At 70.8% G+C, this 16,728-nt stretch carries 16 protein-coding genes; 7 read left to right on the top strand and 9 right to left on the bottom strand.

The genetic code is table 11. The annotated features are described in order from the left end of the window. Window positions 1–17: 17 nt before the first annotated feature. Window positions 18–737, bottom strand: coding sequence for a serine protease (locus ABTZ99_RS21675; RefSeq protein ID WP_499613350.1), 720 nt, complete (start codon window positions 735–737; stop codon window positions 18–20). Between the two features lie 177 nt (window positions 738–914). On the opposite strand from ABTZ99_RS21675, the gene ABTZ99_RS21670 reads away from it, so the two are divergent. After that, on the top strand, window positions 915–1,523 hold the full coding sequence (locus tag ABTZ99_RS21670) for a LysE family translocator (protein ID WP_498780640.1): 609 nt from the start codon (window positions 915–917) through the stop codon (window positions 1,521–1,523). A 186-nt stretch (window positions 1,524–1,709) separates the two neighbouring features. Here ABTZ99_RS21670 and ABTZ99_RS21665 read toward each other — a convergent pair whose 3' ends face one another. Beyond that, window positions 1,710–2,462: a S1 family peptidase gene (locus tag ABTZ99_RS21665; RefSeq protein WP_499613347.1), complete on the bottom strand. Its 753-nt coding sequence runs from the start codon at window positions 2,460–2,462 to the stop codon at window positions 1,710–1,712. A gap of 72 nt (window positions 2,463–2,534) precedes the next feature. Further along, the gene (locus ABTZ99_RS21660; protein ID WP_498780636.1) at window positions 2,535–3,557 is read right to left on the bottom strand and encodes a M48 family metallopeptidase; all 1,023 of its coding nucleotides are present in this window, start codon (window positions 3,555–3,557) and stop codon (window positions 2,535–2,537) included. 70 nt (window positions 3,558–3,627) lie between these two features. Between ABTZ99_RS21660 and ABTZ99_RS21655 the strand changes: the two genes are divergently transcribed. Next, on the top strand, window positions 3,628–4,560 hold the full coding sequence (locus ABTZ99_RS21655) for an alpha/beta hydrolase (RefSeq protein ID WP_498780634.1): 933 nt from the start codon (window positions 3,628–3,630) through the stop codon (window positions 4,558–4,560). Between the two features lie 290 nt (window positions 4,561–4,850). Here ABTZ99_RS21655 and ABTZ99_RS21650 read toward each other — a convergent pair whose 3' ends face one another. Then, complete coding sequence (locus ABTZ99_RS21650) at window positions 4,851–5,687, bottom strand: serine hydrolase (protein ID WP_499613343.1); 837 nt, start codon at window positions 5,685–5,687, stop codon at window positions 4,851–4,853. Beyond that, the gene (locus ABTZ99_RS21645) at window positions 5,684–6,625 is read right to left on the bottom strand and encodes a LysR family transcriptional regulator (protein ID WP_499613340.1); all 942 of its coding nucleotides are present in this window, start codon (window positions 6,623–6,625) and stop codon (window positions 5,684–5,686) included. Before ABTZ99_RS21645 ends, ABTZ99_RS21650 begins: the two co-directional genes overlap by 4 nt. Window positions 6,626–6,717: 92 nt before the next feature. Here ABTZ99_RS21645 and ABTZ99_RS21640 point away from each other — a divergent pair, with 92 nt between their 5' ends. Continuing rightward, entirely contained in the window at window positions 6,718–7,635 is a 918-nt protein-coding gene (locus ABTZ99_RS21640) for an MBL fold metallo-hydrolase (protein ID WP_499613337.1), read from the top strand. Here ABTZ99_RS21640 and ABTZ99_RS21635 read toward each other — a convergent pair whose 3' ends face one another. Then, on the bottom strand, window positions 7,636–7,827 hold the full coding sequence (locus ABTZ99_RS21635; protein ID WP_498780629.1) for a hypothetical protein: 192 nt from the start codon (window positions 7,825–7,827) through the stop codon (window positions 7,636–7,638). 98 nt (window positions 7,828–7,925) lie between these two features. Here ABTZ99_RS21635 and ABTZ99_RS21630 point away from each other — a divergent pair, with 98 nt between their 5' ends. Then, window positions 7,926–8,897 carry a response regulator gene (locus ABTZ99_RS21630; protein ID WP_499613448.1) on the top strand — a complete coding sequence of 324 codons (972 nt, stop codon included), beginning with the start codon at window positions 7,926–7,928 and terminating at the stop codon, window positions 8,895–8,897. Here the strand turns inward: ABTZ99_RS21630 and ABTZ99_RS21625 are convergent. Then, window positions 8,894–9,475, bottom strand: a complete 582-nt coding sequence (locus ABTZ99_RS21625; RefSeq protein WP_499613334.1) for a TetR/AcrR family transcriptional regulator — start codon at window positions 9,473–9,475, stop codon at window positions 8,894–8,896. The genes ABTZ99_RS21630 and ABTZ99_RS21625 overlap by 4 nt on opposite strands. Window positions 9,476–9,550: 75 nt before the next feature. Here ABTZ99_RS21625 and ABTZ99_RS21620 point away from each other — a divergent pair, with 75 nt between their 5' ends. Next, window positions 9,551–10,192, top strand: coding sequence for a CatB-related O-acetyltransferase (locus ABTZ99_RS21620; protein WP_498780625.1), 642 nt, complete (start codon window positions 9,551–9,553; stop codon window positions 10,190–10,192). Window positions 10,193–10,294: 102 nt separating this feature from the next. Here the strand turns inward: ABTZ99_RS21620 and ABTZ99_RS21615 are convergent, their stop codons facing one another. Next, on the bottom strand, window positions 10,295–10,960 hold the full coding sequence (locus ABTZ99_RS21615) for a hypothetical protein (protein ID WP_499613331.1): 666 nt from the start codon (window positions 10,958–10,960) through the stop codon (window positions 10,295–10,297). A gap of 394 nt (window positions 10,961–11,354) precedes the next feature. Here ABTZ99_RS21615 and ABTZ99_RS21610 point away from each other — a divergent pair, with 394 nt between their 5' ends. Continuing rightward, window positions 11,355–13,265 carry a patatin gene (locus tag ABTZ99_RS21610; RefSeq protein WP_499613328.1) on the top strand — a complete coding sequence of 637 codons (1,911 nt, stop codon included), beginning with the start codon at window positions 11,355–11,357 and terminating at the stop codon, window positions 13,263–13,265. Window positions 13,266–13,274: 9 nt separating this feature from the next. Here ABTZ99_RS21610 and ABTZ99_RS21605 read toward each other — a convergent pair whose 3' ends face one another. Next, complete coding sequence (locus tag ABTZ99_RS21605) at window positions 13,275–14,075, bottom strand: SAM-dependent methyltransferase (RefSeq protein WP_498780622.1); 801 nt, start codon at window positions 14,073–14,075, stop codon at window positions 13,275–13,277. Window positions 14,076–14,228: 153 nt separating this feature from the next. On the opposite strand from ABTZ99_RS21605, the gene lon reads away from it, so the two are divergent. Continuing rightward, window positions 14,229–16,595 (top strand): endopeptidase La, encoded by a 2,367-nt coding sequence (gene lon, locus ABTZ99_RS21600; protein WP_498780621.1) that lies wholly within the window; start codon window positions 14,229–14,231, stop codon window positions 16,593–16,595. Window positions 16,596–16,728: the final 133 nt, after the last annotated feature.

Genomic DNA, 16,728 nt, shown 5'->3' with positions numbered 1-16,728 from the left:
CGGCGGCGTCCCGATTCTTAGAGCTCCGCCCGGTACCGGCTCAAGCGCGTGTAGACGCCGGGTTGGCCCGGTCGGGCGCAGCCGCGGCCGTAGGACACGAGGCCCACCAGTTCGCCGGCCACGGTGAGCGGTCCGCCGGAATCACCCTCGCAGGCGTCCTTGCCGCCCTCGGGGTAGCCCGCGCACAGCATCCCGCCCGGCCGGTAGTCGGGCACCTCGGCGGCGCACTCGGCGTCCGCGCGGATCGGCACGTCGACCTCGCGCAGGCGGCGGCTCGGTGCGCTCAGCTCGGCGGTGCGGCCCCAGCCGTAGACGGTGGCCCGGCCCGGCGCGGCGTCCGCGATCCGGACCGGCCGGTACGGCAGCGGGGTGGCGAGGGTGAGGGTGGCCACGTCGTCGCCCGCGGACACCTCGGTGAACGCGGGGTGGCGCCAGAGCGCGGTGACACCCACGGCCCGTCCCTCGGTGGTGTCGAGGTCGGCCCGGCCGGCGACGACGGTCAGGTCGGCGGGCACCCGGTCGCGGACGCCGAGCGCGGTGCGCGCGACCGTGCAGTGCGCGGCGGTGACCACCTTGTCCGGTGCGATCAGCGCGCCGCCGCAGAAGAAGGTGCCCCCGTCGAACAACGCCACCGCCCACGGCGTCGCGGGCGCCTCCCGACCGCCGACGATCGCGTCCGCGGGCAGCGCCGAGAGGATCAGAACGAGAACGGCGAAGACCGGCGCGCTGATGCGCATGGAGCACCTCTCTACGTCAAGTGGCGGAACGGGCACCGACGGTAGCGGAAGGTCCGAGCGGACGGGATCCGGGTATGAGATCCGGAAAATCTGTTGTTAGAGTGCGGTGGTGCCGAAGATTCAACGGCCAGTGAGGCAGATCACGGCGATCTGTCCGGAACCTGAGGGAGGTTTTCCATGCACCTGGACTTCACCCAGCTGCCGGCGTTCCTGATCGCCTGCGCGGTGGTCGTGCTGACGCCCGGCGTGGACGCCTTCCTCCTGCTGCGCACCTCGATGAGGTCCGGCACGCGGGCCGGGCTGCTGGCGCTGGCGGGCATCCACACCGCGGCCTTCGTGCAGGTGGCCCTGGTGATCTCGGGCCTGGGCGTGGTGATCGCCCGCTACCCGGCCGTGCTGACCGGGCTGCGCTGGATCGGCGCGGCGTACCTGCTCTACCTGGCCGTGACGATCACCCGCGGGCTGCTGCGGCGTTCGGGCGGCGAGGTGGTGGGGGTCGCGCCGCCCCGGCCGTTCCGGCAGGGGTTCCTGACCAACATCACCAACCCGAAGATGCTGCTGTTCTCGCTGGCGTTCCTGCCGCAGTTCATCGGAACGGGCGACCCGACGTGGCAGCTCGGCCTGCTCGCGGCCGTGTTCCTCGGGCTCGCGGCGTTGTGGGAGCTGACGATCGTGGTGGCGGCGGCGCGGGTGGCCGGCTCGTTGCGGCGACCCGGTGTGACGACGGCGTTGGACGCGGTCTGCGCGGCGGTGTTCGTGACGATGTCGATCGGGCTCGTGCTGTAGGTCGACAGCCCCGGCGCAGGTCGAGTTCCGGGTGTAGGCCAGTTCCGGGTGCAGGTCGGTTCCGGGTGCAGGTCGGTTCCGGGTGCAGGTCGGTTCCGGGTGCAGGTCGGTTCCGGGTGCAGGTCCGGCGCAGGGCGAGGCCCGACCGGCGTGCGAACCCGTCCGAAGGGTCCGCACGCCGGTTGGTCACGCCGCCAGTTGTTCCTCGATCACCTGGGAGTAGGCGGCGATGTTGCTGTAGACGCCCGGCTTGCCCTCCCGCGCGCAACCTTCACCCCAAGAGGTGACGCCGATCAGCTTCCCGCCGGCCACGAACGGGCCGCCCGAGTCGCCCTGGCACGTGTCGACGCCACCCTCCGGGTAACCGGCGCACGTCATCTCGTCCGGGTCGAACTGGGGGTAAGCGGTGCGGCAGTACTCGTGGTCCGTCACCGGCACGGTCGCGCCGAGCAGGTAGCGCGAGCCCGAGCCCTGCTCGCTGGTCCGGCCCCAGCCGAACACCCGACCGCTCGTGCCCGGCTCGTACAGCGCGCCGTCGGACGGCTGCGCCAGCGGCAGGGGCGTGTAGTCCACCGGCGAGCGCAAGGTCAGCACGGCGACGTCCGCACCCTGGTCCGCGGACACGTACTCCGGGTGGACCCAGATCTCGGACAGCCGGGCGACCACGCCCTCGTCACCCTTGCGATCCTCGCGGCCCAGCACGACCCGCGTGTTGCGGGGCGTCCGGGTGGTGGCGCAGTGGGCGGCGGTGACCACCTTGGTCGGCGCCACCAGCGTGCCGCCGCAGAACTGGTTCCCGGTGGCGTCGGCCACGTACACCACCCACGGGTGGTCCGCGATCGACACCCGTTCACCGCCCACTACGCGCTCGTCCACGTCCGCCGTGGCAGTGCCCGCGAGAGCCATCGACAACGTCATCAACAACGCGGCAAGCCGCATCGGCCCCTCCTCCTGATCAAAGGCGTCAGGAGGAGGTTAGCCAGAATGGCCGGTTCCGCTGGGCCAAGCGGACTAGTCCGCTCCGGTGAACTTGCTGCGCACCCGGCCCGCCGCGCCCGCGAGCACGTCGCCGACCTCGTTGAAGACCTTCATCAGCGGGTCCTCGGACTCGGCCGCCGACTCCTTGTACGACCGGGCCGCGGACTTGATGTCCTCGGTGAACGAGCTCGTCGGCCGGTCGTCCTCGCGCCGCTGGTACGAGCCGGTCAGGATGGCGCGGTACTCCTCGCCCGCCGCCCACTTCTGCAGCTCGGCGGCGCGGACCACGGCCATCGGGTGGGTCAGCGGCCACGTGCGGATCAGCTTGAGCACGCTGTCGCGCACGTCCTCGACCTGCTCGTACTCCTTGGCCTGCTTGAGGAACTCGGCCGTGTCGACCTGGCTGAGGTCCATGCCGCCCGCCATGGCCACGTGCACGCGCAGCGCGGCGGCCGGGTCCTGCCCGCAGAGCAGGCCGGCGCGGTCGCAGGACAGCTCGGTCTTGCGGTACCACTCGCGCAGCGCGGCGATGATCGCGGTGATCGCCCAGTAGCCGCCCGGCATCCAGCCCAGACCGTGCTGCAGCTGCATCAGCCGCTGCAGGATCGTCTGGTACAGCGCGTGCCCGGACAGCACGTGCCCCATCTCGTGCCCGATGGCGAACCGCAGGCCCTCCGCGTCCAGCAGCTCGATCAGGCCCGTGGTGAGCACGATGAACGGCTTGTCGATGCCCAGCGTCATGGCGTTGGGCACCGGGTCGCGCTTGACGAACAGCTCCGGCACCGGGTCGACGTCCAGCGTCGCCGCCGCCTCGAGCCGGAGCCGGTCCAGCTCCGGGTACTGCCTGGGGCCCACCCGGATGCTCGACGCCAGGTAGCCCAACCTCTCACCGCGTTCCGTGAACGCGCCCGCCACCGCCTGCAGCACCGGGCCGATGCCCGGCACCGCGCGCAAGACCGCCAACGCCCCCCGGTCGACCGGGTGCTCGTACGCACGCGGGCTGATGCCCGGGAACCGGACACGCGCGCTCGACCGTTCGATCTCCTCGCTGCTCATGGTTCCCACAGTGCCACGACCCGTGCCCCACATCTCCCCGATCGGACGAATCGACGTGCACACTGGCCTGGTGAACGCAGACGTGCTCGGCACCGACTACGAGACCCGCGCGCTGCCCTTGGGCGGCGGTGACACGACCGCGACCCTGGTCCGCCGTCGCGCGCAGCCGGCCGTCCGCGGCGCGGTGCTGTACGTGCACGGTTTCGCGGACTACTTCTTCCAGCGGCACGTCGCCGAGCACTTCACCGCGCGCGGCTTCGACTTCTACGCCATCGACCTGCGCGCGTACGGGCGGTCGTTGCGGCCGGGGCAGGTGGCGAACTACGTGACCGACCTGGCCGAGCACTTCGAGGAGATCGACGCCGCGGCACGGGTGATCCGTGAAGAGGACGGGCACCGGCACCTGGTGGTGATGGGCCATTCGACCGGTGGGCTCATCACGAGTTTGTGGGCGCACGAGCGGCGTTCGGACGACGTGCTGGACGCGTTGGTGCTCAACAGCCCTTGGTTGGACCTGGCCGAGCCGTGGCTGGTGCGGACGGTGGGGACGGCGTTGATCCGGGGCGTGGGTCGGGTGGCGCCGAAGCTGGTGCTCAAGCCCGGGCTGGGGCCGGTGTACGGCGAGAGCATCCACCGGGACCACCACGGGGAGTGGGACTTCGACACGACGTGGAAGCCGATCGAGGCTTTCCCGGTGCACGCGGGGTGGTTGCGCGCGATCCGTCGCGGTCAGGCCCGGCTGCACCGGGGGTTGGAGGTGGGGGCGCCGGTACTGCTGCTGCGGTCGGGGCGCAGCCACCTCCACGCGAAGCGGTGGACGCCCGAGGCGATGACGGCGGACACCGTGCTGGACGTGGAGCACATGCGGGTGTGGGGGCCGAAGATCGGCAGGCAGGTCAGGGTGGTGCAGGTGGAGGGCGGTATGCACGACCTGTTCCTGTCCGCGGAGCCCGTGCGGTTGAGGGCGTTGGCCGAGGTGGACGAGTTCTTGGACGAGATTTGATGTGGGTGCGGTGTGGGGTGTCTGCGGCAAGGGCTGAAAGATCAAAAGATTGAAAGAGTCCTCGCCGGACGGGCAGATCAGCAGGATGACGGCGGGGTGGGTGGGTACGCGCCGGGTCCGTTGTTGGTCGGGTTTCGTGTCATCCCACCGACCTCCCTACGGGCTACCACACGTATCAAGGGGGCAGGCATAGGTGGAGGGGCGGGCAAGGGACGCACAGCCCCCTTGACACGCGCGGTAGGGCGGAGCCAGGTCGGCGGGATGACACGAAGCCCTTCTGTTGCACGGCTTCAGCGGAGGTGTTCGATGGCGAGTCTGGCGGCTGTGCCGATGACGGCGTCTGCTGGTGGCAGGGTGAAGGCGGTGCTCGCGCTGCGGGTGAAGACGGCGACGGCGTAGCGGCCGCCGTCCGGGTACTCGACGACGCCGATCTCGTTGCGGATGGTCGGGAGGGTGCCGGTTTTGCCGGCTACGCGGACGTCGTCGAAGGGGAAGCCGGAGGCCAGGCGGTGTGGCCAGACTTGAAGGGCCATGTTGCGGCGGATCGGGGCGCAGGCCTCGTGCTGCCAGACGTGCCGCAGCAGGGTGGTCAGGTCGCGTGCGGTGCCGCGGTTGGTTCGGGTCGGGTCCAGGGCGCGCAGTCGGGACAGGACGACGGGGTCGGTGAGGGCGGCCGGTGGTTCGGCGGGGACGGCGTCTTCGGCCATGGTGCGCATGAAGTCCCGTGCCCGGTGGACGATCCGCGTGTGGCTGAGGTGCAGTTCGTCCAGGGTGTGGTTGATGTCGTCCAGGCCGATGAGGTCGACGAGGGCGTCGGCGGCGGCGTTGTCGGAGACGGTGATGGCCAGGTAGGCCAAGTCGCGCAAGGACATCGTGACCGGGTCGAGCATGCCGCCCACGCCGGTGGGGCCGGTGCTGCGGTCGTGGTCGAGGGTGATCCGGGCGGTCAGGTCGTGGGTGCTGTGGTGCAGGGCGACGAGCAGTGGGACTTTGAAGACGCTGGCGAGGACGACGGGGTCGTCCGCGCCGACCGACAGTTCGCGGTCGGGGTGGTCGAGGTCGACGGCGTGGAGCTTGCCGGTGACGCCGGCGTCGGCGAACGCGGCGCGCACCCTGGCGGCGGTCATGACAGGTACTCCGCGGCCGGGCGGGGGTAGCGGGGCAGGGTGCCCTCCGCGTGGCGCATCCCTTGTGCGGTGAGGACTTCGGTGACGGCGTCGGCGAACGCGGTGACGGCGGGGGTTCGCCGGCCGCGTGGCCAGGCGGCCGAGGTGCGCCACAGGATCGGGTTGCCGCGCAGTGGTCGCCAGGCGGCGTCCGGTGGTGGGGTGATGCCGTCGTGCAGGGCGACCGCGCCGCCGGCCAGGACGAGCCCCAACGCGAACTCCGGGTTGCCGGCTTGGTGGACGTCGGTGGGTGTGTAGCCGTGTCGGGCGCACGTGGTCAGCACCTCGTCGTGCAGGGCGGGTGCGGTGGTGCGGGGGAAGAGGACGAGGGCCAGGCCGTTCAGGTCGGCCAAGCGGACGTCCGGGGCGGTGGCCAGGGGGTGGTCGCGGGGCAGCAGGACGCCCAGCGGGCTGGTCAGGACCGGGCCGAGGCTCAGCCAGGAGACGTCGAACGGGAAGCGCAGGACGCCGACGTCCAGGCTCCGGTCGGCCAGGGCGCGGAGTTGTTCGGCGGTGCCGATCTCGCGGAGCTTCAGGTCGACGGGGCTGCGGTGGCGGAAGGCCGGGAGGAGTGCGGCCACGGCTCGTCCGCCCAGGTCCGGTGGGACGCCCGCGCGCAGTGAGCCGGCCTCGCCATGGCGGAAACGTCCGGCGAGCGCGCGGAGTCGGTCTTCGCCTGCGAGGAGGCCTCGGGCCTCGGTGAGGATCTGGCGGCCCGCATCGGTGAGGGCGACGTGCCGGGCGTCGCGGTCGAGGAGGCGGACGCCGAGTTCGCGTTCCAGGCGTTGGATGCTCTGCGACAGCGGCGGCTGGGACATGTGCAGGCGGGCCGCGGCTCGGCCGAAGTGCAGTTCCTCGGCCACGGCGAGGAAGTGCCGCAGGTGCCGGAGGAGGTCCACGAGCAGGGATGATAGCTGTTCGGATATCGCAGGCGTGGTGATATCGGACTTGGACACGTGCGGCTGGGCGCTGGTGTTGTTGTGGCATGTGCGTGAACAGGCGGCAGGTGTTGATCGGTTCGGCGGCGGTCGCGGTGGCGGGTGCGGGGTTGCCGGGGGTGGCGTTCGCGGCGGGGCGCAGCGGGGTGGGCTTGCGCTGGTTGGGCGTCGCCGGGTGGGAGTTGCTGTTCGACGGCCGGCGGGTGCTGATCGACCCGTACCTGAGCCGGTTGCCGGTGTTCGACCGGGACGGCGAGTTCATCCCCGACCACCCGTTGGCGGTGCGGAAGGAGTTGGTCGACCGGCACCTCGGTGAGCGGCCGGAGCTGGTGCTGGCCACGCATGGGCACTACGACCACTTGTTGGAGATCCCGTACGTGGTGGAGAAGCACGGTTCGCGGGTGATCGGCACCGAGACGCACCGGCACCTGTTGACGGCGCAGGGCGTGCCGGGTGACGACGTGGTCGTGGCGTCCGGTGGGGAGTACCTGGACTTCCACGGCTTCACCGTCCAGGTGTTCCGGAGCCTGCACAGCCAGTTCGGCTCGTACGGGTACTTCGCGCCGGGCAGCCTGACCGCGCCGCCGGAGGCGCCCACGACGATCAGCGACCTCGTGGAAGGCGGCTCGCTCGCGTACCTGATCACCGTGGGCGGGTTCTCGGTGCTGTTCCTGTCGGGCACGGCGAACTACGTCGAGCGGGAGATCGCGGGGCTGCGGCCGGACGTCCTCGTGCTGGGCATGAGCGGCCACGCGAACGTGCACGACTACACCGCGCGGGCGCTGCGGGCGACCCGGCCCAAGTTGCTCGTCCCGAGCCACCACGACGACATGGTGACCCAGTTGGACGACCCCGCCCTGCCGCCGCGCGGCAACCCCGCGGCGGCGGCGGAGTTGGCGGAGACGGCGCGGCGGATCGGCCTCGCGGCCCGGGTGCTGGACCCGGAAATCCTGCGCTGGTACGAGCTGTAGCTATCGACGGCGGGCGGTCTGCTTGTAGGCGGTGATCGCCTTGACCCGGTCCACGTCCCGCGTCGACCGCAGCACCAGCCACAGGCCGAGCAGGAACACCAGGTGGTCGACCAGGCGGAAGGCGGCGTAGGTGATCACGACGACACCTGGCACCCCGGCCACGGCCAGGTGCAACAACTCGCCGCCGTTCACCCGCGCCTCCCCGGCTCGGAAGCAGTGAACTCGATGGTGCCGGAAGCTAGGTAGATCCGCTAGAGTTTCTGACACCTTCTGACACTGGGCGGGTGCGCATGGGACGGTTGCGCCGACCGGAACTTCCCGGCGGACCACTGGCGATCCTCTTCGACCAATTGCGACGCCTGCACATCGAAGCCGGTGAGCCGAGCAGCCGGCACATCGCCCGCCAAGCCGGGATCAGCCACGACACGGTCCACCGCACGCTCACCGGCCCGGCGCTGCCGCGCTGGACGAACGTCGAACTGGTGGTGCACGCGCTCGACGGGGACGTCGAGGCCTACCGCGCACGGTGGCTGGCCGCCCGTGCGGCCGAAGAGCCCGCCCGACCGGCTGCCGGGCCGGCCATCGCAGAGCACGACCCGCCCGCGGTGAGCGTCGACGATCCCATCCCCGCACCGGACGGGGCACAGGTGCGGATCGTGGTCGTCGACGGCCACCCCGTGTTCCGGTTCGGTTTGGTGACCGTGCTGAGGAACGCCGGGGTCACCGTGGTCGCCGAAGCTGGGGACGGCGAGGCCGCGGTGCGCGCGTGCTCGGCGAACCGGCCCGACCTGGTGGTGTCGGACATCGCCATGCCGATCGGCCTGGACGTGATCGCTCGGCTGTCGGCGGAGAACCCGCGACTCGGCGTGCTCGTGCTCACGGCCTTGGACGACACCAAGACCATCGTCCGGGCGCTCAGCGCCGGTGTCCGCGGTTACCTGCTGAAGAACGCGGAGCCGGAGGTCGTGGTCGACGCCGTGCGCAGGGTCCTGCTCGGCGAGGCCGTGCTGGCACCCCGCGCCGCGACCGCGGCCATGGCGGGTCTGCACCGGGCCGGGCGCGCCGACCTGGGTCTCACCTCTCGGGAGACGGAACTGATCCGGTTGCTGACGGCGGGCACGAGCCACAAGTCGATCGCGTCGGCTCTGGGTGTCAGCGTCACCACGGTCCGGCACACCGTCATCAACATCCTCGGGAAACTGGGTCTCACCAACCAGATCCAGTTGGTCCGATACGCGATCGAACACGACTTGACGGATTAGAGCAGGCCGGCTCGGGCGGCGGCCAGGGCGGCTCGGGCGGAGCGCTCGGCGGTGGGGCGGTCGACCGGCTCGCCGGTGACGAAGATCCGGTGGTACAGCGGGGCGCAGGTGAGGCGGACGAGTTCGACCGGGTCGGCCTGCGGTGGGAGTTCGCCGCGTTCGACGGCGCGGGTGACGACCTTGGCCGCTTCGGCTTGGCGGGCGGCGTAGAAGCGGCGCTTCGCGTCCTGGGCGCGGGTGGACTGCTGTGCGGCGATGACGATCGCGATCGGGACGAGCCGGCGTTCCGGGTCGGCGAAGGTGTCCGCGATCTCGGTGGCGACGGCGATCAGGTCGCCCTCCAGCGTGCCGGTGTCGGGCACCGGCCACTCGGACTCGCGGGTGTGGTCGAGGGCGTCGGCGATGAGCACGTCGACCGTCCCCCACCGGCGGTAGACGGTGGTCTTGTGCACGCCCGCGCGTTCGGCGACGTTCTCCACCGTCATGCCGGCGTAGCCGTGCCGGTTCAGCTCGGCGTACACGGCTTCCAGGACGGCTTCGCGGACGCGTGCCGAGCGTCCACCCGGTCGTGAGGTCAACTGCAACTCCAGTTGCGTTAGTGGGCGAGTTGTGCCACTCTAACGCAACACGAGTCGCGTTAGGAGCCCTCCACTTTGATCCCAGACCCCACCGTCCTGCACCCGCTGCCGCACGCGGACCGCGTCGTCCAGCTCAAGCCGTTGGTGACGTCGCCGACGATCGAGGTCGGCGAGTACACGTACTACGACGACCCGGAGCACGCGCTGGAGTTCGAGACCCGCAACGTGCTCTACGGGTACGGCGCCGAGAAGCTGGTCATCGGCAGGTTCTGCGCGCTGGCCACCGGCACCAGGTTCATCATGGCCGGCGCGAACCACCTCAACATCGGCGTCTCGACGTTCCCGTTCACGATCTTCGGCGGCACGTGGGCCGAGCAGACGATGGACCTGATGACCGGCATGCAGACGCGGGGCGACACGGTGGTCGGCAACGACGTCTGGTTCGGCTACAACGCGCTCGTGATGCCGGGCGTGACGATCGGGGACGGCGCGATCATCGCGACCGGCGCCGTGGTGACGTCGGACGTGCCGCCGTACACGGTGGTGGGCGGCAACCCGGCCAAGCCGGTGAAGCGGCGCTACGCCGAGGAGGACGTGGCCCGGCTGCTGCGCGCCAAGTGGTGGGACTGGCCGATCGAGCTGGTGACCGAGCACGTCCGCACGATCATGTCCGGCACGCCGGCCGAGATCGAGCAGATCGCGCGATCCCAGCTGTGAACGCCCACACCGCCTGGGCGACCCGTTGTCCACGCCGAACCCCGCGGCGCCGCAACACCTCTTCGTGCCGGCCGACGGGCGACTTCCCACCAGTCCTCGACCTCAGGACGGCGTGATCGTCCAGTTCCCACCGGACGTGACCTGGATGACAGCCGGCCCGGTCAGCGGAACGGTGCCCTCATAACCGCCGATGTGGTTCACCAGGAGTTTGATCCGACTCTCTTGCAGCGAAACCGCATGGACGGCGAAGTTGCTCTCCCCCACGTTGGTAATCCTCGCCTTCTTGCCGGCTCCAGAATAGATCAACACTGCATCGCCCGTTCCGGACATCGGACCTTGCGCGATTTCCGCCACCTCAAGACCACCGACCGTGACCGTCCAGGAGCCCGTCGCGTTGACCGTCAGCGTGGAGGTGCGAGCACCGTCCCGGATGTCCAACCACCGAGTACCGCTATAAGCGCCGATCTCATTCACCAATAATGACTCGAAACCGTCACTCTTCAACACCGTATTACCCGAGCACACCGGGCACTCGAACTTCACGACCTTGACCCCGGCCGGGCGGTCCAAAGTGATCACATCGTCCCCGACACCGGTGAACACGGACGGCGGAGGAGGCGGAGGGATGGTGGTAGTAGTGGTGGCGAACACCGAGGTGGTGGTGGCCGGCACGGCCGTGGTGGTCGAGGTGCGCGTTGCGGCCGACGACCGCTCCGCCCCCTCACCGACCTGATCCCCACCCGATCCGATCGCCGCGACACCCAGCACCAGAACGACGGCCGCACCAACAACCGCAGGCCATTTGGGACTCTTCTTCGGCGCCGGCGGAACAGGTGGCGGGACACCCCACGCGCCCGTCGGGATCGGGTGCGGAACCCATTGCCCGGTCGGACCGGGACGATTAGGCCCGAAAGAGTTCGGGCCGGGTGGGAGGTGTGCCATGCTTTCGCTCCGCATTCTCCGGTGCTCACCGTCGGAGGATCCGACTGAAATGTCATTCGGAACGTGTGCACGCAGCGTTATGGGCCTTGTCGGACATTCACCCGAACGGACGCATGGCGGCTCAGGTAGAAGGCAGCGGCAAGGCGCTTCGGTGAACAACCGATTGGTCTAGCGCCACACCGGCCGGCGGCACGAGACCATGGAGGCCGGGAGGTTCGCCATGGCCGAGGACTTCAACCGGTACTGCGACCTGACCATGCGGGGTGGGGCGGCCAGTGGCGTCGTCTACCCGTTGGCCGTCGTGGAGTTGGCCGGGCACTACCGGTTCCGGTCGTTGGGCGGTGCGTCGGCCGGTGCGATCGGGGCCGCCTTCACCGCCGCCGCGGAGAAGGGCCGGGACCGGGACGGGTTCCGCAAGCTCGGGGAGGTCGTCGACTGGTTCGCCGCGCCCGGCTGGCGGCTGGCCCAGCTCTTCCAGCCCAGCGAGCACACCCGCAAGCTGTACCGGATCGTGGCGGCCTCCATGCAGCGCCGCGACTCCACCGGGCGCAGCCCGCTCACGTGCCTCCTGCTGGCCCTGATCAGCGCGATCGGCTGGCGGGCACGGGCCTTCCTCGCCTTGGCGCTGGGGCTGTGGCTCATCGGTCCGACCCTGTGGTTCCACTCGATCGACTGGGGCGCCACGCCGACGTGGGCGCTGATCGGCCTCACCGTCGCGGCCCTCGTCGCCGTGCCCGGCATCGTGCTGAGAGTCCTGCCGAACGGCCGGGACGCGTGGTTGCGCCGCGTCGGCACCGCGCTGCTCCTGGTCGTCCCGCTGATCCCGGTCGCCCTGAGCACGCGCTGGACGGCCCCGAGCCTGGCGAGCGCCGCCACCGCCGCCGTGTGGTGGCTGGTGCTCGGGTTCGCGTTCGTCAGCGCGGTCGCCCTCACCTACGGCCTGGGCGCCAAGCGGTTCCTCGACCGGATGGCGACCACCATCCACTTCGGACTCATCCCGGGCACCGGCGCGTTCCGGCCGAACTTCTGGGACCGCCGGTGCGGCGTGCCCGCGTCGACCGGCGTGCCCCCGCTGAGCGACTGGATCGCCGACGTGCTGGACGACCTGTCCGGGACGACGGACCTGACGTTCGACGACCTGACCACCAACCTGGTCCTGATGACCACGGACCTGTCCGAGGGCCGCCCCTACCGCCTGCCGTTCACCGAACCGTCGGCCGCGTGGCTGTTCTGCCCGACGTGCCTGGGGACCGTCCTTCCGCCGCGGACCGTCGACAAGCTCGGCCACGACGCCTCGCCGCACCACTGCCCGCTGCACCCCGCCGAGACCCTGCACGTGCTGCCGAAGAACCTGCCGGTCGCGCTGGCCGTCCGGATGAGCATGCCGCTGCCCGGCCTGATCGCCGCGGTGCCGCTGGTGCGCGCCGAGCCGGAACCCCGCGTCCACTGGTTCTCCGACGGCGGCATCACCAGCAACTTCCCGATCCACTTCTTCGACAACCTGCTGCCGCGCTGGCCGACGTTCGGCCTGAGCCTGCAGTCCTACCCGCCCGGCGACGACCGGGACGTCTGGCTGCCCGAGCAGGACGCGTCCACCGGCGGCACGCCGTGGCGCGGCATCGGGCTGGTGCAGCACTTCGCGTCGGCGATCCTCAACACCATGCTCGACTGGCGCGACACGATGCAGTCCGCCCTGCCGGGCTACCGGGGACGGATCGCGCACGTCCGCGTCGGAGCCCTGGAAGGCGGCACGAACCTCTTCATGCGCCCGGAGACGATCCGCGCCCTGGCCGAACGCGGCGCCGAGGCCGGGCGGCTGCTGCGCACCCGGTTCACCGAGGACGACTCGACCAAGACCGACCGCTACCGCTGGATCCGCATGCGCCTGGCCATGCGCGAGTACCAGCAGCTGGCCGACCAGTCCGGCGACCGCGCCGCCCTCTACCGCGACCTCACCGCCCGCTACCGGATCCCCGAGGACCTGCACGCCTGGTTCACCACGCCACCCGACACCGACCCGAACGCGCGCGAGATCGGACTCACCCTCGACGCGCTGGGCGCGGTGCCCGCGGGCCCGTTCGACGGCGAGCCGCCGATCGACCCGGACCTCCGCCTCACCCCGCCCGAGTGACGGACGCCGTCAGACCTTCTTCCCGACCCCCGCGTACGCGTTGATGTAGGCGTCGTCCGAATCCGGCCACCACTCGCTCAACGGCACCACGCCGGGCTCCACGACCTCCAGCCCGTCGAAGAAGGTGGCGACCTCCGCACCGGTCCGCAGCACCAGCGGGCTGTCCGTGCGGCGGTAGATGGCGTTGACCTGCTCGCCGCTCTCCCGCCCCTCCTGCGACACGCCGTCCCAGCTCGCGTGCGAGATTGCCACGAAGCTGCCCGGCGCCAGCACGTCCCGGTACCGGGCGATGGCCGCCGCCGGCTCGGCCTCGTCCGGCACGAAGTGCAGCACGGCGACCATCAGCAGCCCGATCGGCCGGTCGAAGTCGAGCACCGACCGCACCTCCTCGTTCTCCAGCACGGAGTCCGGGTCGCGCAGGTCCGCCTGGATCGCGCTGGCCAGCGGGTTGTCCGCCAGCAACGCCGTGCTGTGCGCCACGGCCACCGGCTCGACGTCCGCGTACACCACCCGTGCCGCCGGGTTGGTCTGCTGGGCGATCTCGTGCACGTTGCCGACCGTCGGGATGCCCGACCCCAGGTCGAGGAACTGGTCGATGCCCTGCGACAGCAGGTACCGCACCGCCCGCCGCAGGAACGACCGGTTGGCCCGGGCCGCGCCGGACATGCCGGGGAAGATCTGCTCGACCGACTTCGCCGCCTCGCGGTCCACCGCGAAGTTGTGCGACCCACCCAGGAAGTAGTCGTACATCCGGGCCGCGCTCGGCCGGTCCAGGTCCACCGAAGACGGAACCCAGCTCGCCTGCTCCATGCGCACATCTCCTCGTCAGCCGACCGCGTGATCGTCGCGGCGCCATCCACGGGGCACAACCCCCGAATGGACGCTCGCTCTGGGCGAACACCTACCGGAAACAAACCCACGCTCATCTTGGTTGAGCCAGTCAGACTCAACTTTGGAGGGATCATGGGCGAGACGTTGGCGCTGCCGGTGCTGCCGCTGGACGACGTGGTCGTGCTGCCGGGCATGGTCGTGCCGATCCGCCTCAGCGGCTCGGACGCCACCGCCGAGGCCCGCGCCGCGATCGAGGCCGCGACGGCGACGGGCGGTCAGTCGAAGGTCCTGCTGGTGCCCCGGCTGGACGGCAAGTACGCCAAGGTGGGCACGCTGGCCCTGATCGAGCAGGTCGGCAGGCTCTCCGGCGGCGAGCGCGCGGCCGTCGTGCGCGGCACCGAGCGGGTCCGCATCGGCACCGGCACCACCGGCCCCGGCGCGGCGCTGTGGGTCGAGGCGACCATCGCGGACGAATCACCGGTCGACGACCACACCCACGAACTGGCCCGCGAGTACCGGGGGCTGGTCACCACGATCCTCCAGCAGCGCGGCGCGTGGCAGGTGGTCGACTCGGTGCAGCAGGTGGACGACCCGTCCGCCCTCGCCGACCTCGCCGGCTACGCCTCGTACCTCAGCGACGAGCAGAAGGTCTGGCTGCTGGAGACCAGCGACGTCACCGAGCGGCTCGAGAAGCTGCTGGAGTGGGGCCGCGAGTACCTGACCGAACTCGACGTCGCCGAGACCATCCGCAAGGACGTCAAGGAAGGCGTCGAGAAGCAGCAGCGCGAGTTCCTGCTGCGCCAACAGCTGGCCGCGATCCGCAAGGAACTGGCCGAGCTCGACGGCAAGCCCGCCACCGAGGAGCAGGACTACCGAGCCCGCGTCGAAGGCGCCGACCTGCCGGAGAAAGTCCGCGAGGCCGCCCTGGCCGAGGTCGACAAGCTCGAACGGACCTCCGAGCAGTCACCCGAGGTCGGCTGGATCCGCACCTGGCTCGACACCGTCCTCGACCTGCCGTGGAACGAACGCACCGAGGACGCCTACGACATCGCGGGCGCCCGCGCCGTCCTGGACGCCGACCACGCGGGCCTGGACGACGTCAAGGAACGCATCACCGAGTACCTGGCCGTCCGCCGCCGCCGCGCCGACCGCGGTCTCGGCGTCGTGGGCGGCCGCCGTTCCGGCGCGGTCCTGGCCCTGGTCGGACCTCCCGGCGTCGGCAAGACCTCCCTCGGCGAATCCGTCGCCCGCGCGATGGGCCGCAAGTTCGTCCGGGTGGCCCTGGGCGGCGTCCGCGACGAAGCCGAGATCCGCGGCCACCGCCGCACCTACGTGGGCGCGCTGCCGGGCCGGATCGTCCGGGCCATCTCCGAAGCGGGCTCGATGAACCCGGTCGTCCTCCTGGACGAGATCGACAAGGTGGGCGCCGACTACCGCGGCGACCCGACCGCCGCCCTCCTCGAAGTCCTCGACCCGGCCCAGAACCACACGTTCCGCGACCACTACCTCGAAGTCGAACTGGACCTCTCCGACGTCGTCTTCCTGGCCACCGCCAACGTCCTGGAATCCATCCCGGGTCCCCTGCTGGACCGCATGGAACTGGTCCAGCTCGACGGCTACACGGAGGACGAGAAGGTCACCATCGCCCGCGACCACCTCCTGCCGCGCCAGGTCGAACGCGCCGGCCTCACCCCCGAGGACGTCACGATCACCGAGCCGACCCTGCGCAAACTGGCCGGCGAGTACACCCGTGAAGCAGGTGTCCGGCAGCTGGAACGCGCGCTCGCACGCATCCTCCGCAAGGTGACCGCACGCGTCGCCCTGGACGAATCCACCCTGCCGGTCACCGTCGACATCCCGAACCTCCGGACCTACCTGGGCTCGCCCAAGCACACCCCGGAGTCCGCCGAGCGCACTGCCGTCCCGGGCGTCGCCACGGGCCTGGCCGTGACCGGAGCCGGCGGCGACGTGCTCTTCGTGGAGGCCTCACTGGCATCCCCGGGGACCGGCGCGTCCGGCGTCACCCTGACCGGCCAACTGGGCGACGTGATGAAGGAGTCGGCCCAGATCGCCCTCTCCTACCTGCGCTCCAACGACGAACGAGCCGAAGTCCTGGCAGACCGCGGCGTCCACATCCACGTCCCAGCCGGCGCCGTGCCCAAGGACGGCCCTTCAGCAGGCGTCACCATGACCACGGCGCTCGCCTCCCTGCTCTCCGGCCGCCCGGTCCGCTCCGACGTCGCCATGACCGGCGAGGTCTCCCTGACGGGCCGCGTCCTCCCCATCGGCGGCGTCAAGCAAAAGCTGCTGGCCGCCCACCGCGCCGGCATCACCACCGTCCTCCTGCCCAAGCGCAACGAACCGGACCTCGACGACGTCCCGGACTCGGTCCTGGCCGAACTGACCGTCCACCTCGTCACCGACGTCCGCGAAGCCCTCGACCTAGCCCTCCAACCAACCACCACAACCACCACAACCACCACCACCGCAGCCGCCTAACCCCAACCCCAACCCTCACCACCACCACAACGGACCCGCAGCGCACCCTCAGAGGCCCGATTTGACATGGGTTCGGGTGCTTTAGGCTGGTCGAAGCCGGCAGGCCCGGCGGGACGCTTTTCCCCGCCGGGCC

It is taken from the genome of Actinosynnema sp. NPDC002837 (assembly GCF_040295345.1).
Lineage (GTDB): Bacteria > Actinomycetota > Actinomycetes > Mycobacteriales > Pseudonocardiaceae > Actinosynnema.
This window is presented reverse-complemented; position numbering and strand designations above follow the sequence as displayed.

Bases quoted from the DNA above. Each gene is read 5' to 3' on its own strand.
- ABTZ99_RS21675 (WP_499613350.1), bottom strand. From the start codon at position 737: ATGCGCATCAGCGCGCCGGTCTTCGCCGTTCTCGTTCTGATCCTCTCG.
- ABTZ99_RS21670 (WP_498780640.1), top strand. From the start codon at position 915: ATGCACCTGGACTTCACCCAGCTGCCGGCGTTCCTGATCGCCTGCGCG.
- ABTZ99_RS21665 (WP_499613347.1), bottom strand. From the start codon at position 2,462: ATGCGGCTTGCCGCGTTGTTGATGACGTTGTCGATGGCTCTCGCGGGC.
- ABTZ99_RS21660 (WP_498780636.1), bottom strand. From the start codon at position 3,557: ATGAGCAGCGAGGAGATCGAACGGTCGAGCGCGCGTGTCCGGTTCCCG.
- ABTZ99_RS21650 (WP_499613343.1), bottom strand. From the start codon at position 5,687: ATGACCGCCGCCAGGGTGCGCGCCGCGTTCGCCGACGCCGGCGTCACC.
- ABTZ99_RS21630 (WP_499613448.1), top strand. From the start codon at position 7,926: ATGGGACGGTTGCGCCGACCGGAACTTCCCGGCGGACCACTGGCGATC.
- ABTZ99_RS21610 (WP_499613328.1), top strand. From the start codon at position 11,355: ATGGCCGAGGACTTCAACCGGTACTGCGACCTGACCATGCGGGGTGGG.
- ABTZ99_RS21605 (WP_498780622.1), bottom strand. From the start codon at position 14,075: ATGGAGCAGGCGAGCTGGGTTCCGTCTTCGGTGGACCTGGACCGGCCG.
- lon (WP_498780621.1), top strand. From the start codon at position 14,229: ATGGGCGAGACGTTGGCGCTGCCGGTGCTGCCGCTGGACGACGTGGTC.